This window comes from Haloferax sp. ATB1, assembly GCF_000730175.1.
Window position 1 is genome coordinate 1 of the sequence record NZ_JPES01000033.1, and the last position, 17,826, is coordinate 17,826.

At 61.0% G+C, this 17,826-nt stretch carries 13 protein-coding genes and 4 pseudogenes; 9 read left to right on the plus strand and 8 right to left on the minus strand.

Going from position 1 to position 17,826, the window contains the following annotated elements; all coding sequences use genetic code 11:
* Together ATB1_RS05315 and ATB1_RS05320 are read right to left on the minus strand one after the other, a co-directional pair.
* Nucleotides 1-422: TrmB family transcriptional regulator (locus ATB1_RS05315; RefSeq protein WP_042662587.1), on the minus strand; the 422-nt coding region annotated here is incomplete at its 3' end.
* Between the two features lie 108 nt (nucleotides 423-530).
* Complete coding sequence (locus tag ATB1_RS05320; protein ID WP_042662588.1) at nucleotides 531-2,540, minus strand: glycoside hydrolase family 15 protein; 2,010 nt, start codon at nucleotides 2,538-2,540, stop codon at nucleotides 531-533.
* Nucleotides 2,541-2,637: 97 nt separating this feature from the next.
* Between ATB1_RS05320 and ATB1_RS05325 the strand changes: the two genes are divergently transcribed.
* From ATB1_RS05325 to ATB1_RS05340, 4 genes are all read left to right on the plus strand, one after another.
* Nucleotides 2,638-4,128 carry an extracellular solute-binding protein gene (locus ATB1_RS05325; RefSeq protein ID WP_042662589.1) on the plus strand — a complete coding sequence of 497 codons (1,491 nt, stop codon included), beginning with the start codon at nucleotides 2,638-2,640 and terminating at the stop codon, nucleotides 4,126-4,128.
* A 63-nt stretch (nucleotides 4,129-4,191) separates the two neighbouring features.
* Nucleotides 4,192-5,184, plus strand: a complete 993-nt coding sequence (locus ATB1_RS05330; RefSeq protein ID WP_042662590.1) for a carbohydrate ABC transporter permease — start codon at nucleotides 4,192-4,194, stop codon at nucleotides 5,182-5,184.
* Entirely contained in the window at nucleotides 5,184-6,182 is a 999-nt protein-coding gene (locus ATB1_RS05335; RefSeq protein ID WP_042662591.1) for a carbohydrate ABC transporter permease, read from the plus strand. The genes ATB1_RS05330 and ATB1_RS05335 overlap by 1 nt, the downstream gene beginning before the upstream one ends.
* Before the next feature lie 2 nt (nucleotides 6,183-6,184).
* Nucleotides 6,185-7,363: an ABC transporter ATP-binding protein gene (locus ATB1_RS05340; RefSeq protein ID WP_042662592.1), complete on the plus strand. Its 1,179-nt coding sequence runs from the start codon at nucleotides 6,185-6,187 to the stop codon at nucleotides 7,361-7,363.
* A 217-nt stretch (nucleotides 7,364-7,580) separates the two neighbouring features.
* Here ATB1_RS05340 and ATB1_RS05345 read toward each other — a convergent pair whose 3' ends face one another.
* Nucleotides 7,581-7,997: a hypothetical protein gene (locus tag ATB1_RS05345; protein WP_241768079.1), complete on the minus strand. Its 417-nt coding sequence runs from the start codon at nucleotides 7,995-7,997 to the stop codon at nucleotides 7,581-7,583.
* Between the two features lie 184 nt (nucleotides 7,998-8,181).
* On the opposite strand from ATB1_RS05345, the gene ATB1_RS05350 reads away from it, so the two are divergent.
* The gene (locus tag ATB1_RS05350; protein ID WP_042662593.1) at nucleotides 8,182-9,360 is read left to right on the plus strand and encodes a PQQ-binding-like beta-propeller repeat protein; all 1,179 of its coding nucleotides are present in this window, start codon (nucleotides 8,182-8,184) and stop codon (nucleotides 9,358-9,360) included.
* Here the strand turns inward: ATB1_RS05350 and ATB1_RS05355 are convergent.
* Both ATB1_RS05355 and ATB1_RS05360 read right to left on the minus strand, forming a co-directional pair.
* On the minus strand, nucleotides 9,357-10,007 hold the full coding sequence (locus tag ATB1_RS05355; RefSeq protein ID WP_042662594.1) for a DUF6735 family protein: 651 nt from the start codon (nucleotides 10,005-10,007) through the stop codon (nucleotides 9,357-9,359). The two genes, ATB1_RS05350 and ATB1_RS05355, sit on opposite strands and share 4 nt — an antisense overlap.
* A 67-nt stretch (nucleotides 10,008-10,074) precedes the next feature.
* Nucleotides 10,075-10,284: pseudogene (locus ATB1_RS05360) on the minus strand (hypothetical protein); the annotation flags it as partial.
* Between the two features lie 167 nt (nucleotides 10,285-10,451).
* Here ATB1_RS05360 and ATB1_RS05365 point away from each other — a divergent pair.
* Nucleotides 10,452-12,065: pseudogene (locus tag ATB1_RS05365) on the plus strand (ABC transporter permease); the annotation flags it as partial.
* A gap of 266 nt (nucleotides 12,066-12,331) precedes the next feature.
* Here ATB1_RS05365 and ATB1_RS05370 read toward each other — a convergent pair.
* The gene (locus ATB1_RS05370) at nucleotides 12,332-13,261 is read right to left on the minus strand and encodes an ABC transporter ATP-binding protein (protein ID WP_042662595.1); all 930 of its coding nucleotides are present in this window, start codon (nucleotides 13,259-13,261) and stop codon (nucleotides 12,332-12,334) included.
* 165 nt (nucleotides 13,262-13,426) lie between these two features.
* Between ATB1_RS05370 and ATB1_RS21405 the strand changes: the two genes are divergently transcribed.
* The 3 genes and pseudogenes from ATB1_RS21405 (at nucleotide 13,427) to ATB1_RS05375 (ending at nucleotide 14,858) form a co-directional block, all read left to right on the plus strand.
* Nucleotides 13,427-14,041: a hypothetical protein gene (locus ATB1_RS21405; protein ID WP_128081405.1), complete on the plus strand. Its 615-nt coding sequence runs from the start codon at nucleotides 13,427-13,429 to the stop codon at nucleotides 14,039-14,041.
* A 34-nt stretch (nucleotides 14,042-14,075) separates the two neighbouring features.
* A pseudogene (locus ATB1_RS24490) lies at nucleotides 14,076-14,166 on the plus strand (IS6 family transposase); the annotation flags it as partial.
* 78 nt (nucleotides 14,167-14,244) lie between these two features.
* Nucleotides 14,245-14,858: pseudogene (locus tag ATB1_RS05375) on the plus strand (IS6 family transposase).
* 208 nt (nucleotides 14,859-15,066) lie between these two features.
* On the opposite strand, the gene ATB1_RS05380 reads toward ATB1_RS05375, so the two are convergent.
* A complete protein-coding gene (locus ATB1_RS05380) occupies nucleotides 15,067-16,710 on the minus strand; it encodes a BCCT family transporter (RefSeq protein WP_042662597.1) in 1,644 nt (547 codons plus the stop codon).
* A 224-nt stretch (nucleotides 16,711-16,934) separates the two neighbouring features.
* Entirely contained in the window at nucleotides 16,935-17,693 is a 759-nt protein-coding gene (locus ATB1_RS05385) for an HpcH/HpaI aldolase/citrate lyase family protein (protein WP_042662598.1), read from the minus strand.
* Nucleotides 17,694-17,826: the final 133 nt, after the last annotated feature.

Sequence of the window (17,826 nt, forward strand, 5' to 3'; positions counted from 1 at the left end):
ACCGATGCGGGAAGTGCGAGAACGAGTTCCGATTCAGCGGCGTCGATCAGCTTGTTGAGCTGAGCGAGTATCGTCCGTCGAGATTTGATGATACTGAACTTCTGCTGTTCGTAGCTCTCGGAGTCAAACAGGTCCTCTAGCTTGGACTCAACGGTCTGTAGTTGGGAAACGAGATTAGCGATGCCCTCTGCGGGCGGAATCGCTCGTAACTGCGTCGGTTGAACGTGATCATCGATTTCGATGAGGTTGCGCTCCTCGAGTTTTCCGACGATATCGTACGCGTAACTCTTGGAGATGTCAGCCTCTTCGGAGACGACCCGGATTGTCGTCGCCCCGTTACGGAGTATCGTCACGTATGCTCGCGACTCCTTGTCCGAGAGCCCAATCCTCATGAGGCTGTCCACCACCTCGTCTTCCACCATACCCAAGTGTTCGGCCAAGGCGGGGGATAAATCTTAGTATGGGAGTACAGACAGGGAGCTGTCCGGCGGGTAACCGCCTCGAACCCCGTTGTTCGAATGTAACACTCCCTACTCGGTGCGGGCACCTCGGGTGACACGGGATGCGTGCGTGGCTAGTCGAATGGCGTGGGACCAACCCAACGGCGTCGCGCTGTCCGGCGCCCCAGTGTCGAAGAACTGCTCTGGGAGGTACCCCGATGGAAGGCACAGACTGCCGTCGAGATCAATTTGGTCGAACAACTGGTCGGCCCACTTCTCGGAATCGTACTCGTCGGTCGACGAGAAGAGTCGAATCGACTTCTCGGCCGCGTACGCGCCCCAGCCAGTCGAGACGGTCCAAACCTTCTCGCTTCCCTGCCCTCGCTGCCGCCACGTATCGCCCTCGAATCGCGTGAGTCCGGAGATGTCGTCGGTCTCTTTCCAGAGCCTGGAGAACGCGGTGTGGAGATGGCGCTCAAGCCGCCGCAGTCGTGTTTCGCCGATGTCCTCGATGGCCCGGTAGGCGAGGTAGGCGTCGACGAGCGAGAAAGTCGTGCTGTCGACTCGGTCGTCCAAGTTACCGTCACCGTCGTCTAATCGAAGCGCGTAGATTCCCTCGTCGGCGGCCCACGCCATATCGAGCGCGTCGAAGACCTGCGTTGCCCGCGTAGCTGCGCGCTCTCTGGTGGCTGCATCGCACGTGATGGCCGCAATCGTACTGTAGGCCTGAACGAACTTCGCGGCAGTGTGCGTGAAACGACCATTCGTATTCTCCCACGCGTTTTCGCACACCGTCGGAAAGCCATCGTCTTCCAGCGAACTGTCGAGCCCGTCGACTCCCGACTGTAACGCGTTCTCGATGGCCTCGACGGTGACGTTTCGGAGCGACTGTCGATATGCCGAGAGATACTCGGCGAGGAAAACGAGGACGCTCGCAGTCTGGTCGGCTTGGTACTGCGTTTCCGTGCCCTCGATGTGGCCGTTCGCCCATCCCGGCGCAAGCCGGCCGTTCATCGGCCACACCCGGTGAGGCCACCGGCCGTCAGGTAACTGTGTCCGCAAGTAGAACTCGGCGCTCTGTCGGTGTATCTCGGCTGCATCGAACCCGAGCGACTCGTCGGCTTCCAAGAGAAACGTCGAAACTTCTCCGTCGTCTCGGAACCACGTGTAGCCGTAGCCGCCGGAGTACTGGTAGTATGGGTCGAAATCCGGTCCCGCAATTCGGGCCCCAGTCGGTGCGGAGAGTAACTCAAGGACCGAAAGGTCAGTCGCGACAAGTCGGTCCGTGACCGTGGGGTACTGTCCGGCCTGCCGTGCCGTCGCGAGGAGCGCGTCTGAATCGCTGTTAGTTCGTCGCGTTCGGGTCGCGACCGCAGAGAGCGCATCCGAGCGCGACTGCGTTTCGATGTCCGACAGCAGGGTGACGAGACTGGTCTCACCGTCCTCGAAAGCGACGCGGACTCCAACACCGCCGGTGAGGCGGCTCTCCTCGTACTCTTCGGACGCGCCGAACTCCGGAAACGACCGCGATTCCGCGGCGAGTATCTCGTCGAACCGTTCGAGTACTTGGGGCGTACACTCCACGAACTCGGTCGAGGTGCCGAGATAGTCGTGTTCGCGGTTGTGATACACCTCGACGGCCTCGTCGTGGATTAGCTGCCCGACGCGCCCGTCTCGCCCCTCCGGGCTGATCTCGACGAACCCGGCCAGTTCGGCATCTTCCGGCGCACCGTCGCCAAGCTCAAACGTCGTCGTGTGGGCGAGTCCATCGGTAACGTCGCGTTGTATCACGTCGAATCCATCGAGACGGTGCGTCGTCTCGACGAGCGACCGGCCCGCTCGGTACGTCTGGCTCCCCGTGTCGAGCGCATCGAACCACTCGACTGCGTCACCGACACGGACGCCGAAGCGTGAGGACACGATGCCGCTGAATCCCGAAAGTGGGTACGAGTAGTCTCGGAGCGACCCGGCTGGTGAAACGTGAACGAGGCGTTGGTCCGACCCGCTGAATCTGCCTTGCTGCGTACGCCGTTCGCCCGGAAATACGTCGGTTGCGTCTTCGTTCTGCTTGTAATCGTCGAGTGACCGTCGGAGTCCCATACACCTACTGGCCACAGAGTTCAGATAAAGTTCTTGTGATATCTCAAAGCTAATCCCTAAAGTATAAGTGGCCCTATTTTGATGAACAATTCGGACGATGACAGCGAACCCAGAGACGAGCAAGACGACGAAGAAGAGCGTCTCACGACGGCGGTTTATCGCCGCTGCAGGTGCGACGGGAGTCACAGCGGGCCTCTCCGGCTGTGCGAGTATGTTCGGCAACGGCTCCGACACCGGTGCACAGGTCGGTGAGTCTGAAAGCGGCGGAACGACCGTCGTCTGGGGCTTTGACGCGACTGTCGCACAGGACCACGCGGACCAGCTCCGCACTGCGCTACACGAGAAAGGAGGGCTCTCGGACGACATCCGCGTCGAGTTCCAGCCGGGCCAGCCGGACAGCGGGAAGCGTCGCTCGACGTACAACCGGCTCTTGAGCTCTCAGGAGACGACGCCGGATATGTTCATGATGGACAACGGCTGGGTGAACATCTTCATCCAGCGGGGACAGCTCGCTAACCTCTCTGAGGTTCTCCCCGAAAGTGCGCGTTCGACCATCGAAAACGAGTACTTCGCTGGATTCACTGAGACGGCCATCGACCCCGCCAGCGGGGACCTGTTCGGTGTTCCGCTGTACCCCGACTACCCGACGATGTTGTACCGGAAAGACCTCGTCGAAGAGGCCGGCTACAATCCGACCGAGGAAAACTGGGCCACCGAGCCGATGACGTGGAAGCGGTGGTCGAACATCGCTGCCGAGGCACAGGAGGTCTCGGGCGTCGATTACGGCTTTACCACCCAGTGGGATATCTACGTCGGAACCGCCTGTTGTACCTTCAACGAGGTCCTGTCTTCGTGGGGCGGCGCCTACTTCGGTGGTCGCGAGAACCTCTTCGGTCCCGTCGGCGAACGACCCGTCACCGTCGATTCGGACCCGGTCGTTAACTCGTTGAATATGATGCGAAAGTTCGTCCACGACGAGAGCTTCGACGGGCAGTTCAGCGACTACGGCGGTGGCTTCACACCGACGAACATCCTCGGGTGGATCGAAGACAGTTCGCTCGCGCCGTTCGTCGACGGGAACGCCGTGTTCCACCGCAACTGGCCGTACGCGATTAACCAAGCAGCGTCGGAGTTCGGCGACGACCTCGGGACGATGCCGCTTCCCTACGGCGTCCCCGAAAGCGAGGCGCAGTTCCCCGGAACCGGTGGGTCCACCTCCGCACTCGGTGGCTGGCACATTACTGTCAACCCGAACAGCCAGAAGCTCGACGCTGTCACGCAGGTCATCCAAGCGTCGATGCGCGAGGAGTTCCAGCTGTTCCTCCTGGAGGTCGAGGGATGGCTACCGCCGCGGGCGAGCCTGTTCAACTCCGAGACGGCTTCGGAGCTCGAACCGACCGGCGACTACATGGACACGCTCCGCGTCGCCGGTGAGAACACGATGGCTCGACCGGTTACGTCCGTCTGGAACAACCAATCGAGCAAAATCGCAGAACAAGCGAACCGTGCGGTCGGACAAGAGGTGTCGTCGGCCGAGGCGATGGCGACGCTCCAATCCAGCCTCGAAGAGACTGAGAGAAGCAACTGACGAGCTGAGAGCTCCACACTCAACAGATCAAACCATGAGTCCCACACCTCTCGGAGGGATAGTATGAGCGCCGATACGGCTGCGGAGCCGGCACGTGAGTCACGGCAGTCGGGGCCAGTCGTCGTCTTCTTGCGGTGGCTGGAGAACCTGAGCGACACGCAGTACGCGTACCTACTGCTGACCCCAGTATTCGTCCTGCTTGGTATCGTGGCTATCTACCCACTCTTGCGGACGTTCGAGCTGTCACTGTACGCCGTCTCGACTGACCTCTCCAGTGTCCGTTTCGTTGGTCTCGACAACTACGTCGCGCTGTTCACCGGAGAGAAAAACCGGTTCCTCCCCGGTGGAACGACGTTCCTCCCGACCGGATTCGACGCCGCGAGTCTCCTCGATAGCGCCCTCGTAATAACCCTCATCTTCGCCGTGGCCAGCGTATTGTTCGAGACCCTCATCGGACTGGGTCAAGCGCTCGTCTTAGATCAAGACTTCTACGGCCGGCGGTGGGTCCGTGCGGCGATTATCATTCCGTGGGCCGTCCCAATCGTCATCCAGGGGATGATGTTCTTCTTGATGTTCGACTCGAACGTCGGATTCGCGACGCCGATTCTCGCCGACCTCGGAGTAGTGGCACCAACCAACACGCTGAACGATACGGTCAGCGCGACGTTCATCATTATCGTCGCTGACATCTGGAAGACCTCGGCGTTCATGGCGCTACTCATCCTTGCCGGGCTCCAGAGCATCAATCGTAATCTGTACGACGTGGCCCGCGTCGCCGGTGCGAGCAAGTGGCAGCAGTTCAGATACATCACGCTCCCGCTCATCCTGCCGACCATCGGAGTTGCAGTATTATTCCGCTCGGTGCAGGCGATGCGCGTGTACGGTATCATCGATACGGTCTCAAGCTGTACCGTCGTCCCCTCACTCTCCTGCATGGTCGTCTCGACGTTCAACACGCACGAGGGGACGTCCGCGGCCATCGCATTCGTGACAGCGGCCATCATCGGCGTCGTCGTGATGGGTATCATCCTGTGGCAGGGGGAGGACGCGATATAATGTCCAGCGAAACCGACGGCACGGCAGACGACGCCGGTCCGCTCGCGCGGTGGGCACGGAACGCGATCCACAACCCACGACGGGTGTATCGAGCGCTGTTCTACGTCGCGATGGCGTTTTTCATGGTCACGACAGTATTCCCGTTCTACTGGTTACTCGTCCTCGCGGTGACGCCGCAGGGGAACCTGCTTTCCGGGAGTTTCCTCCCGACGGTCGAAATATTCGGTGTCAGCGGCACGTTCCCGCTCCCCGTTCCGAAAGGATTCAATCCGACGGCATTCGTTACCGTCTTCGAACAGGTCCCGTTCCACCTGTACGTGCTGAATAGCTTCGTGCTAGCTGCCACGACGACAGTTATCGTCCTCGTCGTCGCGAGCCTCGCGGGCTACGTGTTCGGACGGATCGAGTTCCCCGGACGCGCGCTGTTGATGCTCGGTATCCTCGCCATCAGCTACTTCCCGCCCGCAGCGTTCGTCATCCCGCTGTTTCAGGCGTTCGCCGGTAACGCCCCGATAACGATTCCGTTCATAGGTGTCCCGCTATTCACGCCGCCCCGACTACTGAACACCCCGGGGTCGATGGTCATGCCGTTCAGCGCGCTGTTCCTGCCGCTGTCGATATTCATCCTCACGACCTTCTACGGGCAGATTCCCGACGGGTTGGAGGACGCGGCGCGGGTGGAGGGAACGACCCGACTGGGCGCGCTATTCCGCGTCATCGTGCCGCTTTCGGCACCCGGCGTGGCGACCGCGGGCGTCCTCACGTTCATCAGCGTCTACAACGAGTACTTCTTCAGCTCGATTATGGCGACGTCGCCCGAAGCGTCCAAGTGGTCGCCGATCGTCGGCGGGATTCTCAGCTACCAGACTCAGTACACGACGCAGTACAACCTCATGGCCGCAGCGAGTGTTGTGGGGGTTATCCCCGTCGTCGTCCTCGTTATCATCGCGCAGGAACGCATCGTCAGCGGACTGACCGCAGGAGCACTTAAAGAATAACAATGGCACGAGTACGACTCGAACACGTAAGCAAGCACTACGACGACGTAACGGCGGTCGACGACATGAATCTCGACATCGACCACGGCGAATTCATCTGCTTTGTCGGCCCGTCGGGATGTGGGAAGTCGACGACGATGGAAAGTATCGCTGGACTCACGAAGCCGAGTGAGGGTGAGATCTACATCGGCGACCGCGAGGTGACGAACCTCCCGCCGAAGGACCGCGGGGTGGCGATGGTGTTCCAGAACATCGCGCTGTTCCCCCACATGGACGTCTACGACAACATCTCCTTCGGGCTTCGCCTCCGCAACTACGACAAGGAGGAAATCGAGCGCCGCGTCGAGCGCGCCGCCGAAATCGTCCAGTTGCAGGGCATGCTCGACCGCATGCCCGACGAGATGTCCGGCGGCCAGCGACAGCGCGTCGCCATCGCCCGCGCCATCGTCCGTGAGCCTGATGTCTTTCTCATGGACGAGCCGTTAGCGAACCTCGACGCGAAGCTCAAGGTCCACATGCGGACCGAGCTCCAGCGCCTCCACAAGGAACTGGACACGACCATCATCTACGTCACCCACGACCAAGAAGAGGCGATGACGCTCTCGGACCGTATCGCCGTCCTTGACGCCGGCCAACTCCAGCAGATAGACCCGCCGCTTGTCTGTTACAACGAGCCGTCGAACCTGTTCGTCGCGGGTTTCATCGGCTCGCCCTCGATGAACTTCGCCGAGGCGACGGTCACAGAAGACGCGCTTTCGACAGCGAACTTCTCGCTCGCGTTCGATCCGGCGTCTGTCGAGGCTGTTGAGGTGGGTGACGAGGTAACCATCGGGATTCGTCCCGAAGACATCTATCCCAGCGGAGCACGGGTCGAAGTCGAAGACTCCTCTTCGCTCATCGCCGCGCGCGTCGATATTCTCGAACCGATGGGTGACGAGATATTCGCGTACATGCTGTTGGGCGAGGGTCGAACCTCAATGGACCAGTCAGGGACTGATGACCAGTTGCTGATGAGCGTTGAGCCCGACTCGACGATTCGGGAAGACACGGACGTCGAAGTCGTGATAGACCGGGGGAATGTCCACCTCTTCGATACGGCGTCAGGAAACGCACTCGCCCACGGCCTATCCCCCGTTTCAGGCAAGTTAGAGACCGAGACGACAGCCGACGCAGACGACTGAAGCGACCCGGCAACCTCGCCGTCGGCGACGGTGAGACGCAGTAACTCTTGGAGGCCACCGAAAGAAACCGCTCTCTCGGGCCTCCTCTCCTCACACCAAGGGTGTGCCGAGCACAGATGGGTTCCGCAGTTTCTATCAAGACGCGTTGACATCCATACTTTCCTGCAGGGCGGAGTTTAGCCTTGGTTTTTCCATAATGGGGGGAGAATAGGTTCCGCTACCCCTCATCGTATAAGTGTATTAGTGGAAACGGTGAGGTCTGATATTCGTCAGACAGTCTAGATAGATTCCCAACGTAGAGAAGAATGCTGTTCACTCGTTGGTTATCGAAGTCGACTGCGAACGAGTCCGCCCCGTAGGCGGCGTGGTAGGCGCGGTGGCGTTCGAGCGAGCCAGTCACCTTGAAGTGGAAGAATGCGGCCGCCGTGAAGGGCTTGCTCTGTGTTTCGACCTGCGACTCGACGGATGCGGGGAGCGCGATTTGGGGCGTCTCCGCGTCGATACTCGCAGCGAACTCCTTCGCTTCCTCGACGGTTGCTTGCGAATGTGCCGGTGTCTCGCCGGTGAACACGTTCACCGGGGGTTCCGTCCCGTCGGTGAACAGGACGTCTTCGAAGGTGTGTGTTCCGAGGATCGCCTCGGGACCTAACTCGCAGTCGTGAAACGGATCGTCGCCTTGTTACTCGGGCATCAAATCACGAGCCTCCGGCGGGACTCACCCATTCCGGCCCCTGAAAAACAGCAGTTGGCTTCGAGTAACCCGCCCACCGATGGATACCCAAAACCCCTATGGGTTCTGTATCCGACGTTTCGGTCAGATGCCCTCCATATCGCGCCGTGAATACCTTGTAGTCTCAGCCACGACGGTTCTCGCGGCAACTGCCGGCTGCCAGACCAATTCGTGTACACCGACAGATCCTGGCGTCGCGCAGTGGCCACAGACACGTGCCTCTCCGCACAATACGAACGCCGTTCCCGATCAGCCGACGCTCACGGCTGGCGGTGATTATTGGACGAGTTCCCTCGCAGACGATATCGATATCACCGGACTCGTTGCCACAAATGATACGGCTGTCGTCGTCGGCCGCGCGCCTCGCGAGCAGAATGGTATCGTGACCACCGTACAACTCGACGACGGGTCCTCCGAGACGACCCACGAACTCAATCGGCGTCCAACTGGGCCGCCAGCCCTCGCAGGTTCGATTGCTGTTACGCCCGTACTTGGCGACTATACTGAACCATCGACTGGCGGGATCGTCGCACTCGACACCGCTAGCTGGACGACCACTTGGACACACGATACGGCTGGCAGACCCAATCCGGCGACCGTCGCTGACGACCTCCTCGTCGCCACGAGCGATCGGGGCGATGTAACCGCTCTTGATACGTTTACCGGCGATACGCAGTGGGCGCGGTCGTTCGGTGACGATCACCAGCGTGCAAGCATCCCGGCACCGCCGGCCATCGACAATGACTCTGTGTACATCACGGCAGATGGCTCTGCCGCCCAAGGAATCTACGCGCTAGACCGCGAGACGGGTGAGACCCAGTGGGGGACCCCTGGGCCAAATATCCCGGAACCGCTCGTCCGCACGGAGGATGTCGTCCTCGCGAGCTACGACCGTTACGAACTCGTGGCGTTCGATGCCACCAGTGGAGACCGGCAGTGGTCAAAAGCGATGTACGATGGTGACCTGTTCGCGCCAGCGGTCGGGTACCGCCGCGTTTTCAGCGCGGACAAGGAAACCGTGTATGCGCTGGCCGTTGAGAGTGGAGACGTCCAGTGGGAACAAGCCCTTGATGTCGCAGGCCCCCCATTGGTCGTTGGGGAGTCGGTCGTCGTTCCGACGACTGACCGGACTGTCGGTCTGAGCATTGAGGACGGGAGCGAGTTGTGGACTCTGGCTGAGACGGCTGCAACAGGACGTGTGCCTATCAGCCGTGGTCTGCTTTTCACGTCTGGGAATTCGGTGACGCTACGAACGAACTGTGACTAACCAGAACGAACGGGGTGCTGGTCGGTGCTGGGGATGCGCAGTTCTTGGCGGTCCCCGACTCGCTCGGCCAGCTTCCGTTGCAGGTACTGCCTCGCCGTCGACGGCGTGAACACGCCTGTGTCAAGTACGTCGCCGACGACGTGCTTGAGGGCCACGAACTGTCCCTGCAGGTGGTCGTCGCCGACCGGCTCGCCGTCGTACCAGCGCACCGTCGCGAGCGCGCCGTTCCCGACCGTCTCTCCCTGTTCGACCGTCTCCGAATCGTACTGCAGGCCGAACCACAGCGTCCGGTATGCAGTCACCTCGAACGTGGTCGACACCACAAAGAACGCCTCGTGGTGGAGATAGTCGAGAGGGTCAGCGACGATTTCGTCGAGGGTGAGCCCGGTGGCGCGGGACTTCGGCTCGACGACCGTCGACGGTCGATCCTCGCTGACGAGATAGCCGTCGACCGCATCCGCTTCGAGGCCATCGGCCAGTTCCGCCAGCAGCTGTTTCGCCCACGTGGTGTCGGTGTCGTCGCCACCGAACGGCGACTCCGCCGATATTCGGTGCTTGAGCTTCAGGTTCGCTGCGCCCCAATGAGAGTAGTGGAGCGTGTACTGTCCGTCTGTGCGTTCGTACGCAACGAGTGTGCGGTGGCCCATTGAACAATCACCTCACGGGGCGACCGCGACTGGATCGCCCTGCACCCCTCCCGGGGGACGAACAACTCTACTCGTCGATCGGCTTGAGGGAATTGAGATCGGCGTGGAGGACTTCGCCGTCGCGAACGACGTACCGCTTCGCAAGCACGGGGAAGCGGCAGTTCGTGAACCCCGCCGTCTGGATGTCGAGTTCTTCACCGGGTTCGAGATGGTTGGCCAGCTTTCGGAGGAACTCGTGAGTGACGAGACCTCCTTCGTAGTCCGGAAGTCCATCCTCACAATTCGTTGAACGGCACCGTAGTTCCCGCAACGAGACAGGAGGAACAGAAGCTGAGCAAGCGCTTGTTCACGTCTGACTCGATATACCCGACTACTAGACTGAACAGAATCAACAGTCCTCCCCAATCACAAGTTCTTATACAAGTGCGCAAAACCTGCTCCAGTATGCCCTCCGTGTCAGTCGTACGAACAGAGTTCCAGCGATGCCTCCGAGGAAAGACGCCGTGGCTTCTGGCGCTCTGTCTCCTCCTCGTGAGCCGCGTCCCCACGAGTCCCGAACAGGCCGTCATCCGACACCTCGGCGACGCCGCCGCGTTTCCACGCGCTCAGACCGCCGTCGCAATTGTCGTTCCGTTCGCCGCCGCCGCGCTGGGCTTCCGATCAGTCGTCGGCGAGCGCGAGAGCGGCACCGCCCGCGTGCTCCTTGGCACTGAACTCTCTCGCACCGACCTCGTCGTTGGGAAGGCTCTCGGCCGCGGATCCGCCATCATGGTTCCCGTCCTCGTCACCACGCCGCTGCTCGTCGCCTACGGTACGTACACGTACGGGAGTATCTCTCTCCCCGTGCTCGCTGGCCTCCTCGTCGCGGCGGCCGCCTATGCGTTCGCGTGGACGACCGTCACCGTCTCGCTCTCGGCCGCGATGTCCTCGACCACGCGCGCCGCCGGCGTCGTCTTCGCCGTCACGCTCCTCCTCGGGATATTCTGGAGCGACATCACGGTTGCGCTCCTCTGGAATCTCGTGACGGGCTCCACGCCGAGTAACGAGATGGCCCACCCCGAGCTGTTCTCTGCTCTCAAATGGTTCTCTCTCCCGAGCGCCTACTACGTGCTCACGGATTGGCTCCTCGGGGTCCCGGTCGGTCCCGGAAGTGCCGCGCTCCAAGTGAGCGACGCGCTCCGCAACAACGGGACGCTCGCCACGGCGTCCCCGCCGCTGCCGGTATGGGTCGGTGTCCCCATCTTCCTCGCGTGGCCTGCCCTCGCGCTCCTCGTGGGCGTCTCGGCAATCCGCTACGGCGACCTCACCCCGCGTGGTGGCCCCGGCCGGCTCCGCCGTACGTGGGCGAACCGTCCGTCACTCCCGCGTGTCGCCGTAACGCCGGCCACAGCGGTCGTCGGCCGCGGAGGCTGGGTGGATTCGCTCCCCGGACGGTGGCAGCCGCTCGCGCGACGCGAGTTCCGCCGGCTTACGCACGGCTCCGGCGTCTGGCTACTCGGCGCGACCGTCCTCGTCGCCGGCGTCCTCAGCCTCTCGCCGTCAACACTTGTTCGAGATGCCCTCGGAGCGCGCGTGCCGCTTGCTGCCCTGCAATCGCCGATCAGCGTTATCGGCGGATTTGGAACGCTTCTGCTGACATTTCGCACGGTCGTCACCGAACGCGACTCCGGGAGCATCCGTATGACGGCCGGGACGGCCGTTTCGCGCTCCGCGACGCTCGTCGGTGTTATCATCGGACGAGCCAGCGCAATCGCGTTCTCGCTCGTCCTCGTCGTCCTCGGAACGTGCCTCGTCGCCATCCCCCAGCACGGCGTCGCCCCACCACACGTACTCGTCGGGTTCCTTGCGGTTACTGTCGCTTTCGTCTACTGCATGACGGGATTCGGCGTCGCGCTCTCGACAGTCGTACGCCGGCAGATGGTCGCGGGCGTCGCCGTCCTTGTGCTTGCCGGCCTCTACCTGACGTGGTTCCAGATTTCGAACATCGTCTACGGCGCGCTCACCGGGACGGCCGTAAACGGTTTCTCCCCGCCAGCGAGCCCGACGTACCTTCTGCTCCGGTGGGCGCCGCCAGCGAGCCTCTATCACGTCGTGACGAACGCCCTCCTCGGCGTTCCGAACTCTGCCGGGAACGCGGCCGGGGTACTCACCGACGCGCTTCAGTCGAACGTCTTCTCAAATATTGTGGTCGTGCGGGCGGCCTACGGCGCGGATGTCCCTGTCTGGTATCTTCATCCGGCGGTCGCCTCGGGGAACTCCTCTGCTGGTTCGCACTCCCAGTCGCGCTCGCCCTCATCAGCTATCGGCGCCGCGCACTCGATTGATTACGGCGCGTCCTCGCTTGGCGCCGTCGGCTCACCGTCGGCCATGGCGACGAAGGCGTCCTCTATCGTGCCCACATCGACGTCGAACGACCGAATCGTCGCCCCGGAATCGTCGAGTGCTTCGAGCGCACGATAGCGAGTCGCGGCGTCGCAGACGACCTCGATTCGACCGTCCGTTCGCGTGATACGCGTAACGCCATCGATGGCTCGCACGGCCGCGAGCGCGGTATCATCGGCGTCGGCGTCGATACGGAGGCGGCTTTCGACACCTGCCGTCGCGCGGAGTTCTGCCGGCGTGCCTTCGGCGACGAGTTCGCCGTCGGCGAGCAGGCCGACGCGGTCGCAGACGCGCTCGACTTGGTCGAGGACGTGACTGGAGAAGAAGATTGTCGCACCGCGGTCGCGCTCGTCCGAGACGACTTCACGGACTAACCGAACTCCATACGGATCCAGTCCGGAGAACGGCTCGTCGAGGATGAGGAGGTCTGGATCACCGGCGATGGCCATCCCCAGGCCGAGGCGTTGTTGCATCCCCTTCGAATACCCCCCGGCGCGTTGGTCAACGGCGTCCGTGAGGCCGACACGGTCGAGGATCGTCTCGGGGTCGCCGGTCGCGTCGTTCGCGTCGAGGATATAGGCGACGTGTTCGCGGCCGGTGAGCGAGTCGTAGACGCCGAAACGGTCCGGGAGGATGCCGGTGCGGGCGTGAATCGTGCTTGCCTCCTCGCGGACGTCTAACCCGAAAATCCGCGCTGTCCCCGCACTCGGGCGTGTGTAGTCCATCAGCATATCAATGGTCGTGGACTTCCCGGCGCCGTTCGGGCCGAGGAAGCCGTACACCTCGCCCTCGTCGACGGTGAGGTTGAGGTCGGCGACGGCGGGCGCGCCGCCGTAGCGCTTCGTGAGGCCGCGCGTCTCGATGGCGGTCATCTCCGGTCACCGCCCGCTCTGGGCGTTCGTTCGCTGGCGACGCGTGTGGGCTGGAGGGCCATGCACTCCCGTATTCTGTGAACGTGGAAAAGTCTTCGCGGTACTCGGCGCGACGAGGTGCGGTGCCGAAGTGAGTTAGATATTGGTTCGCTAGTATGCAACAGTATGCTCACAGAAGGCGAGGTTCGCGCCCTCATTGCCCTCCACGGTGAGCAGACGGTCTCTGAACTCGCAACGAACTACGTATTGCATTTTGTTCCACCAAAGAGTACCCAGAAGACATATTATCTCGACAAAAAAGAAACAAATATGTCAACAGGTGGAGCACCGGGGTTCGTTACAACTCTCCCCCTCGTGGCTCTTATCGGTCTCTTCGGTAGTTCGGCAACGATTGCCTACTGTATTCGAGTACTCGCTACCCGATACGAGACACCGCCACCGTTTTCAACAGGAAGTCTCACGCTCATCAGCGTGCTAGGACATTTGGCGGTTCTATTCACCGCAGGAACTGTCCTCGCCGCAATTGGTGGAATTCCTGCGAGTCCTTCCTTCTTCGGTCCCGCAGTCCCAGTACTCTTGTTTGGCTATGGACTCCCTCTCGTAGTCATCGCAGTTCTCATCGGGAAATTAATCGAGTGGCGCAGTCAAAATGAACCGCCACGTCGATTCGTACATAGTTCGAGCACCGTGTTCGCATTCATCCACTTGCTATCGATCCCTACGGTTTGGGCTATGTTTGTTCTAATTGAATTACTGATTCACAGCAACGGCACCGTCTAGTTAAGGGACGAGCAGGTCGAAGAGATAGTCTCCTATGCTACTCTCAAACCTGCTCAACGAGCGTTTGGACACAGCTACGCTTGAATGTTGGCAGCGTGAGCGGACGACGAACGCCCGAACGGGCGTCCCCAGAAACCTCCGGTTTCTGGTGTCTCGAAATCCGTTGGATTTCGACGAGTCCGCAGGACCTGCGGTCCTGCGAGATGCGAACGAGACGCTGCGCGTCTCGTCGCGTCGCCGTCCGGCTCCATGCTGCCGGCTTTCACTCAGAGAGACAGAAGCGACTCTTCGGCTGCTCGGCGTAGAACGCTCGCTTCAAGCAATTTTTCAGTAAATGTGTCGATTGTCTGATAGTGTTGCAGACCCGCCGAAGGCGCAGCCGAGGCGGGTCGCAGTCGACGAGACCGCTGTCAAAATCAATGGTGAGTGGTCTTGGTTGTGCGCTGCAATAGACCTCGACACGAAAGTAATTCTTGACGTCGCGTTGTTCAAGCGTCATGGAACTGACCCGGCGGCTGCGTTTCTCCACGGAGTCTGTGAGAAACACGACTGTTCAGAGACGGTGTTTCTAGCTGATGCCTTTGACTATCGGATTGCCTTCTCTCGATTAAGGCTGAATGATCGGGTCGACTATACCGACCGAAACCTGATTGAAAAGTGGTTTCACACGTTCAAAATGAGGGTCGACCGTTTCCACAATTCGTGGGTGGACAGTCGGCTGAGCGTCCGCCAGTGTCTTGCAATATTTATTCATTACTATGAGTTTTATCGACCGCATCAGTCGCTCGACGGACGAACGCCAGCTCAGGGGGGGTAACTAGACAGTGCCGCATTAAACAGATTCCGAGTTGTTCACGAGCAGTCACGACCGTGATGACTCCACCGGTCCCGGACAGTCGCCGACTATACTAACAACAACACGGTCGTTGTACGGTCGGTTCGTCCCCGATGGTGTCGGGAAGCAATCGACCGGGGCTGGGCGGAGTCCGGAACGACGTCAAATCCGATTCGTTATCGAAATCTGATTAATCACTGTCCGTGCTCTTGTCAGAATTACTTTGTGACTGTTTCGCCGACGAGATCCAGTTGACGAGCGTGTTCGACGACCCCCAGTCTTCCTCGCGCGTGAGTAGGACGGGACGGCTCTTCTCCAACTGGTATGCGAACCCGACCACCGTTACCAAGGCGAGAAGCGCCATCGGGAGCCCCGCGATAATCGTGAAGTTCTGGAGGATTCCCACGCCGCCGATTATCAGGAGTAGCGACGTGAGAAGCCCGATAATCACGCCCCAGACGAACCGGTTGGCGATTGAGGGGTGCTGTGTTCCCCCGCTGGTGGTGAGGATGGCCAGGCTGATCGTCGCGGAGTCGATGGTCGTGATGAGGAAGGTGAACACGAGCAGTAAGAACAGCGCGACGAACAGTTCCCCGAACGGCAGTTGCGCCAGAATCGGATACGTAGCGACCGAGATTCCGTAGGAATCGATGATAGACAGCAGGTCGACCTGCCCCGAATGCTGGAGCAGCATGGAGTAGCCGCCCATGGTGACGAACCATGGCAGCGTCGCGGCGGTACCGCCGACCATCGCGCCGAAGATGACCTGTTTGAGCGTCCGACCGCGGCTGATGCGCGCGATGAAGATGCCGGTCATCGGGGCGAAGCTAATCCACCACGCCCAGTAGAACACCGTCCACGAACCGACCCACGACTGCCCGCCGCCCACGTTGACGTACAGCGACATATCGACGAAGTTCGCGATGTACTTCCCCATGCCCGCGGTCCCGAGGTTGAATATCGACGCGAACGGTGAGAAGACGAGAATGCAGACGAGGATGAACAGGAAGAGCATCACGTTGAACGTGGACACTCGCTTTATTCCCTTTTCGATTCCCAGCACGGCCGAAGCGGTGTATCCGACCGTTAGCCCCGTCACGAGGGCGATAATCCCGAAGTCGCCGACCGACACGCCGTAGTTGTACGAGAGGCCGGTGATAAACTGCTGGGCGGCGAGGCCGACGGTGACGGTCGCGCCACCGGCCGCGGCGACCACGGCGACGACGTCGACGACTTTCAGCCAAGTCTTATCCAAGTTGTTCACGCCCAGAATCGGTGCGAACACCGAGGAAGGCTTCATCGGGGCGTCCTTGCGGTGGACGTAGTACGCGAGCGGGACCGACAGTATCATGTGATTGACCCACGGCGAGATGCCCCAGTGGAACATCGTGTACTGCATCGCGCCAATCATCGCGCCGACCGATTGAGGCTGCGCGTTGACCAAGGGAGGGACGGTCTCGTAGTGAGACAGCGTCTCGGCGGCCCCCCAGAACACGATGCCCGCGCCGAACGTCGCCGCGAACACCATCATGATGTACGAACCGTAGCTGAACTCCGGCGGCTCGTCCGGCTTGCCTAATTTAATCTCCCCCCACGGGCTGACCATCACGAAGACGAAGAATATCACGAGCGCGAAGATTAGTGCCTGGAAGTACCACGAGAGGTTCGTCGTGATGACCTCGTTGACGTTGCCAATCACGGTGCTCGACGCTTTCGGGTAAAAGGCTAACGCCGAGACGAGAACGCCCGTTAGGAAGACTCCAATCGCGAACACGGGTGTGTCAATCTCGTCGTACAGGTTGGCGATCTCATCGCGGATTAGTGAGCCTGTCATTGGAATAGTTACGTCCGGGTGAAGTTGCTGCGCGCTGGGCCGAGTCGGTGGAACATCTTCTGCGTCTCCGCGACTCGGAGACGGAGTACGCGTTCCGCAGTTCCCACAAACTGCCTGTTAATACCTGACATACACTATGGTGGTCAATCTTCATATATTTAAATTCTTTGGATTTCTCTCAAACTGGCAGTCGCGCACAGCGGCCGCCGCCGTATCGAGACCGCTCAGCGCTCGACTGCGCCGGCCAACTCTGCGAAGGCATCGCGGAGAACGGGTGCGTCCTCAGCGAGCGTGACGTACTGAACACCCGTTTCGAGCCATTTTCCCGCCTGCGTTGGCGTGTCGGCATACGTTCCCACGACCGTACCGGAGTCCTTGGCCTTGCGGACGACGGACCGCATCGTCTCGACGACGTCATCGTGCTGTACGTCGCCGGGGACGCCCAGCGATTGCGAGAGGTCGTACGGTCCCAGAAACAGGACGTCGATGCCGTCGACGTCGAGGATGGAATCGATGTTCTCGACCGCTTTAACGCCCTCTACCTGCAACGCCAGCACGGTCTCTTCGTTCTGCGTCGATTCGAATTCGGGTCCCCCCTCGTACGTTCCGGCGCGGCCGTAAGGCGAGAGCCCGCGCTCACCTACCGGGTGGAACTTGGCCGCGTTCACCGCGCGTTGAGCGTCGTCCGCGGTTTCCACCTGCGGGACCTGCACGCCGTCGGCGCCGACGTCCAGGGCCCGCTGGATTTCGCCCGGCGCGTTCTCCCGGACCCTGACGACCGCCGACCCACCCTGAGACTGCGCGCCGGCACAGGCGCGCATGGTCGACTGAGCGGTCGCGGGGCCGTGTTCTTGATCGATGACGACGAAATCGAACCCGGCCACGGTCGCGATTTCGGAGACCATCATCGAGTTCACGATCTGAAACGTACCGAGGACGGCATCGCCGTCTACGATCCGCTCTCGGAGAGAGTTTCCAGGCATATCGAGCACGTTTCGAGGGCCGAAGTATCAATCTGCCGCTGGCCGCATTGCCCCCCGTGTTTCGTGTGATAGAACACGATTCGCCGTCATGAGGCGCTCCGCTGTCACTTGCGAGCGCGCCCGAGGGATTGAG

What these genes read in the sequence shown, in the direction of transcription:
- ATB1_RS05355 (WP_042662594.1), bottom strand. Translation starts at nt 10,007, where the DNA reads ATGGGCCACCGCACACTCGTTGCGTACGAACGCACAGACGGACAGTAC.
- ATB1_RS05385 (WP_042662598.1), bottom strand. Translation starts at nt 17,693, where the DNA reads ATGCCTGGAAACTCTCTCCGAGAGCGGATCGTAGACGGCGATGCCGTC.
- ATB1_RS05350 (WP_042662593.1), top strand. Translation starts at nt 8,182, where the DNA reads ATGCCCTCCATATCGCGCCGTGAATACCTTGTAGTCTCAGCCACGACG.
- ATB1_RS05380 (WP_042662597.1), bottom strand. Translation starts at nt 16,710, where the DNA reads ATGACAGGCTCACTAATCCGCGATGAGATCGCCAACCTGTACGACGAG.
- ATB1_RS05330 (WP_042662590.1), top strand. Translation starts at nt 4,192, where the DNA reads ATGAGCGCCGATACGGCTGCGGAGCCGGCACGTGAGTCACGGCAGTCG.
- ATB1_RS05335 (WP_042662591.1), top strand. Translation starts at nt 5,184, where the DNA reads ATGTCCAGCGAAACCGACGGCACGGCAGACGACGCCGGTCCGCTCGCG.
- ATB1_RS05370 (WP_042662595.1), bottom strand. Translation starts at nt 13,261, where the DNA reads ATGACCGCCATCGAGACGCGCGGCCTCACGAAGCGCTACGGCGGCGCG.
- ATB1_RS05340 (WP_042662592.1), top strand. Translation starts at nt 6,185, where the DNA reads ATGGCACGAGTACGACTCGAACACGTAAGCAAGCACTACGACGACGTA.
- ATB1_RS05320 (WP_042662588.1), bottom strand. Translation starts at nt 2,540, where the DNA reads ATGGGACTCCGACGGTCACTCGACGATTACAAGCAGAACGAAGACGCA.
- ATB1_RS05325 (WP_042662589.1), top strand. Translation starts at nt 2,638, where the DNA reads ATGACAGCGAACCCAGAGACGAGCAAGACGACGAAGAAGAGCGTCTCA.
- ATB1_RS21405 (WP_128081405.1), top strand. Translation starts at nt 13,427, where the DNA reads ATGCTCACAGAAGGCGAGGTTCGCGCCCTCATTGCCCTCCACGGTGAG.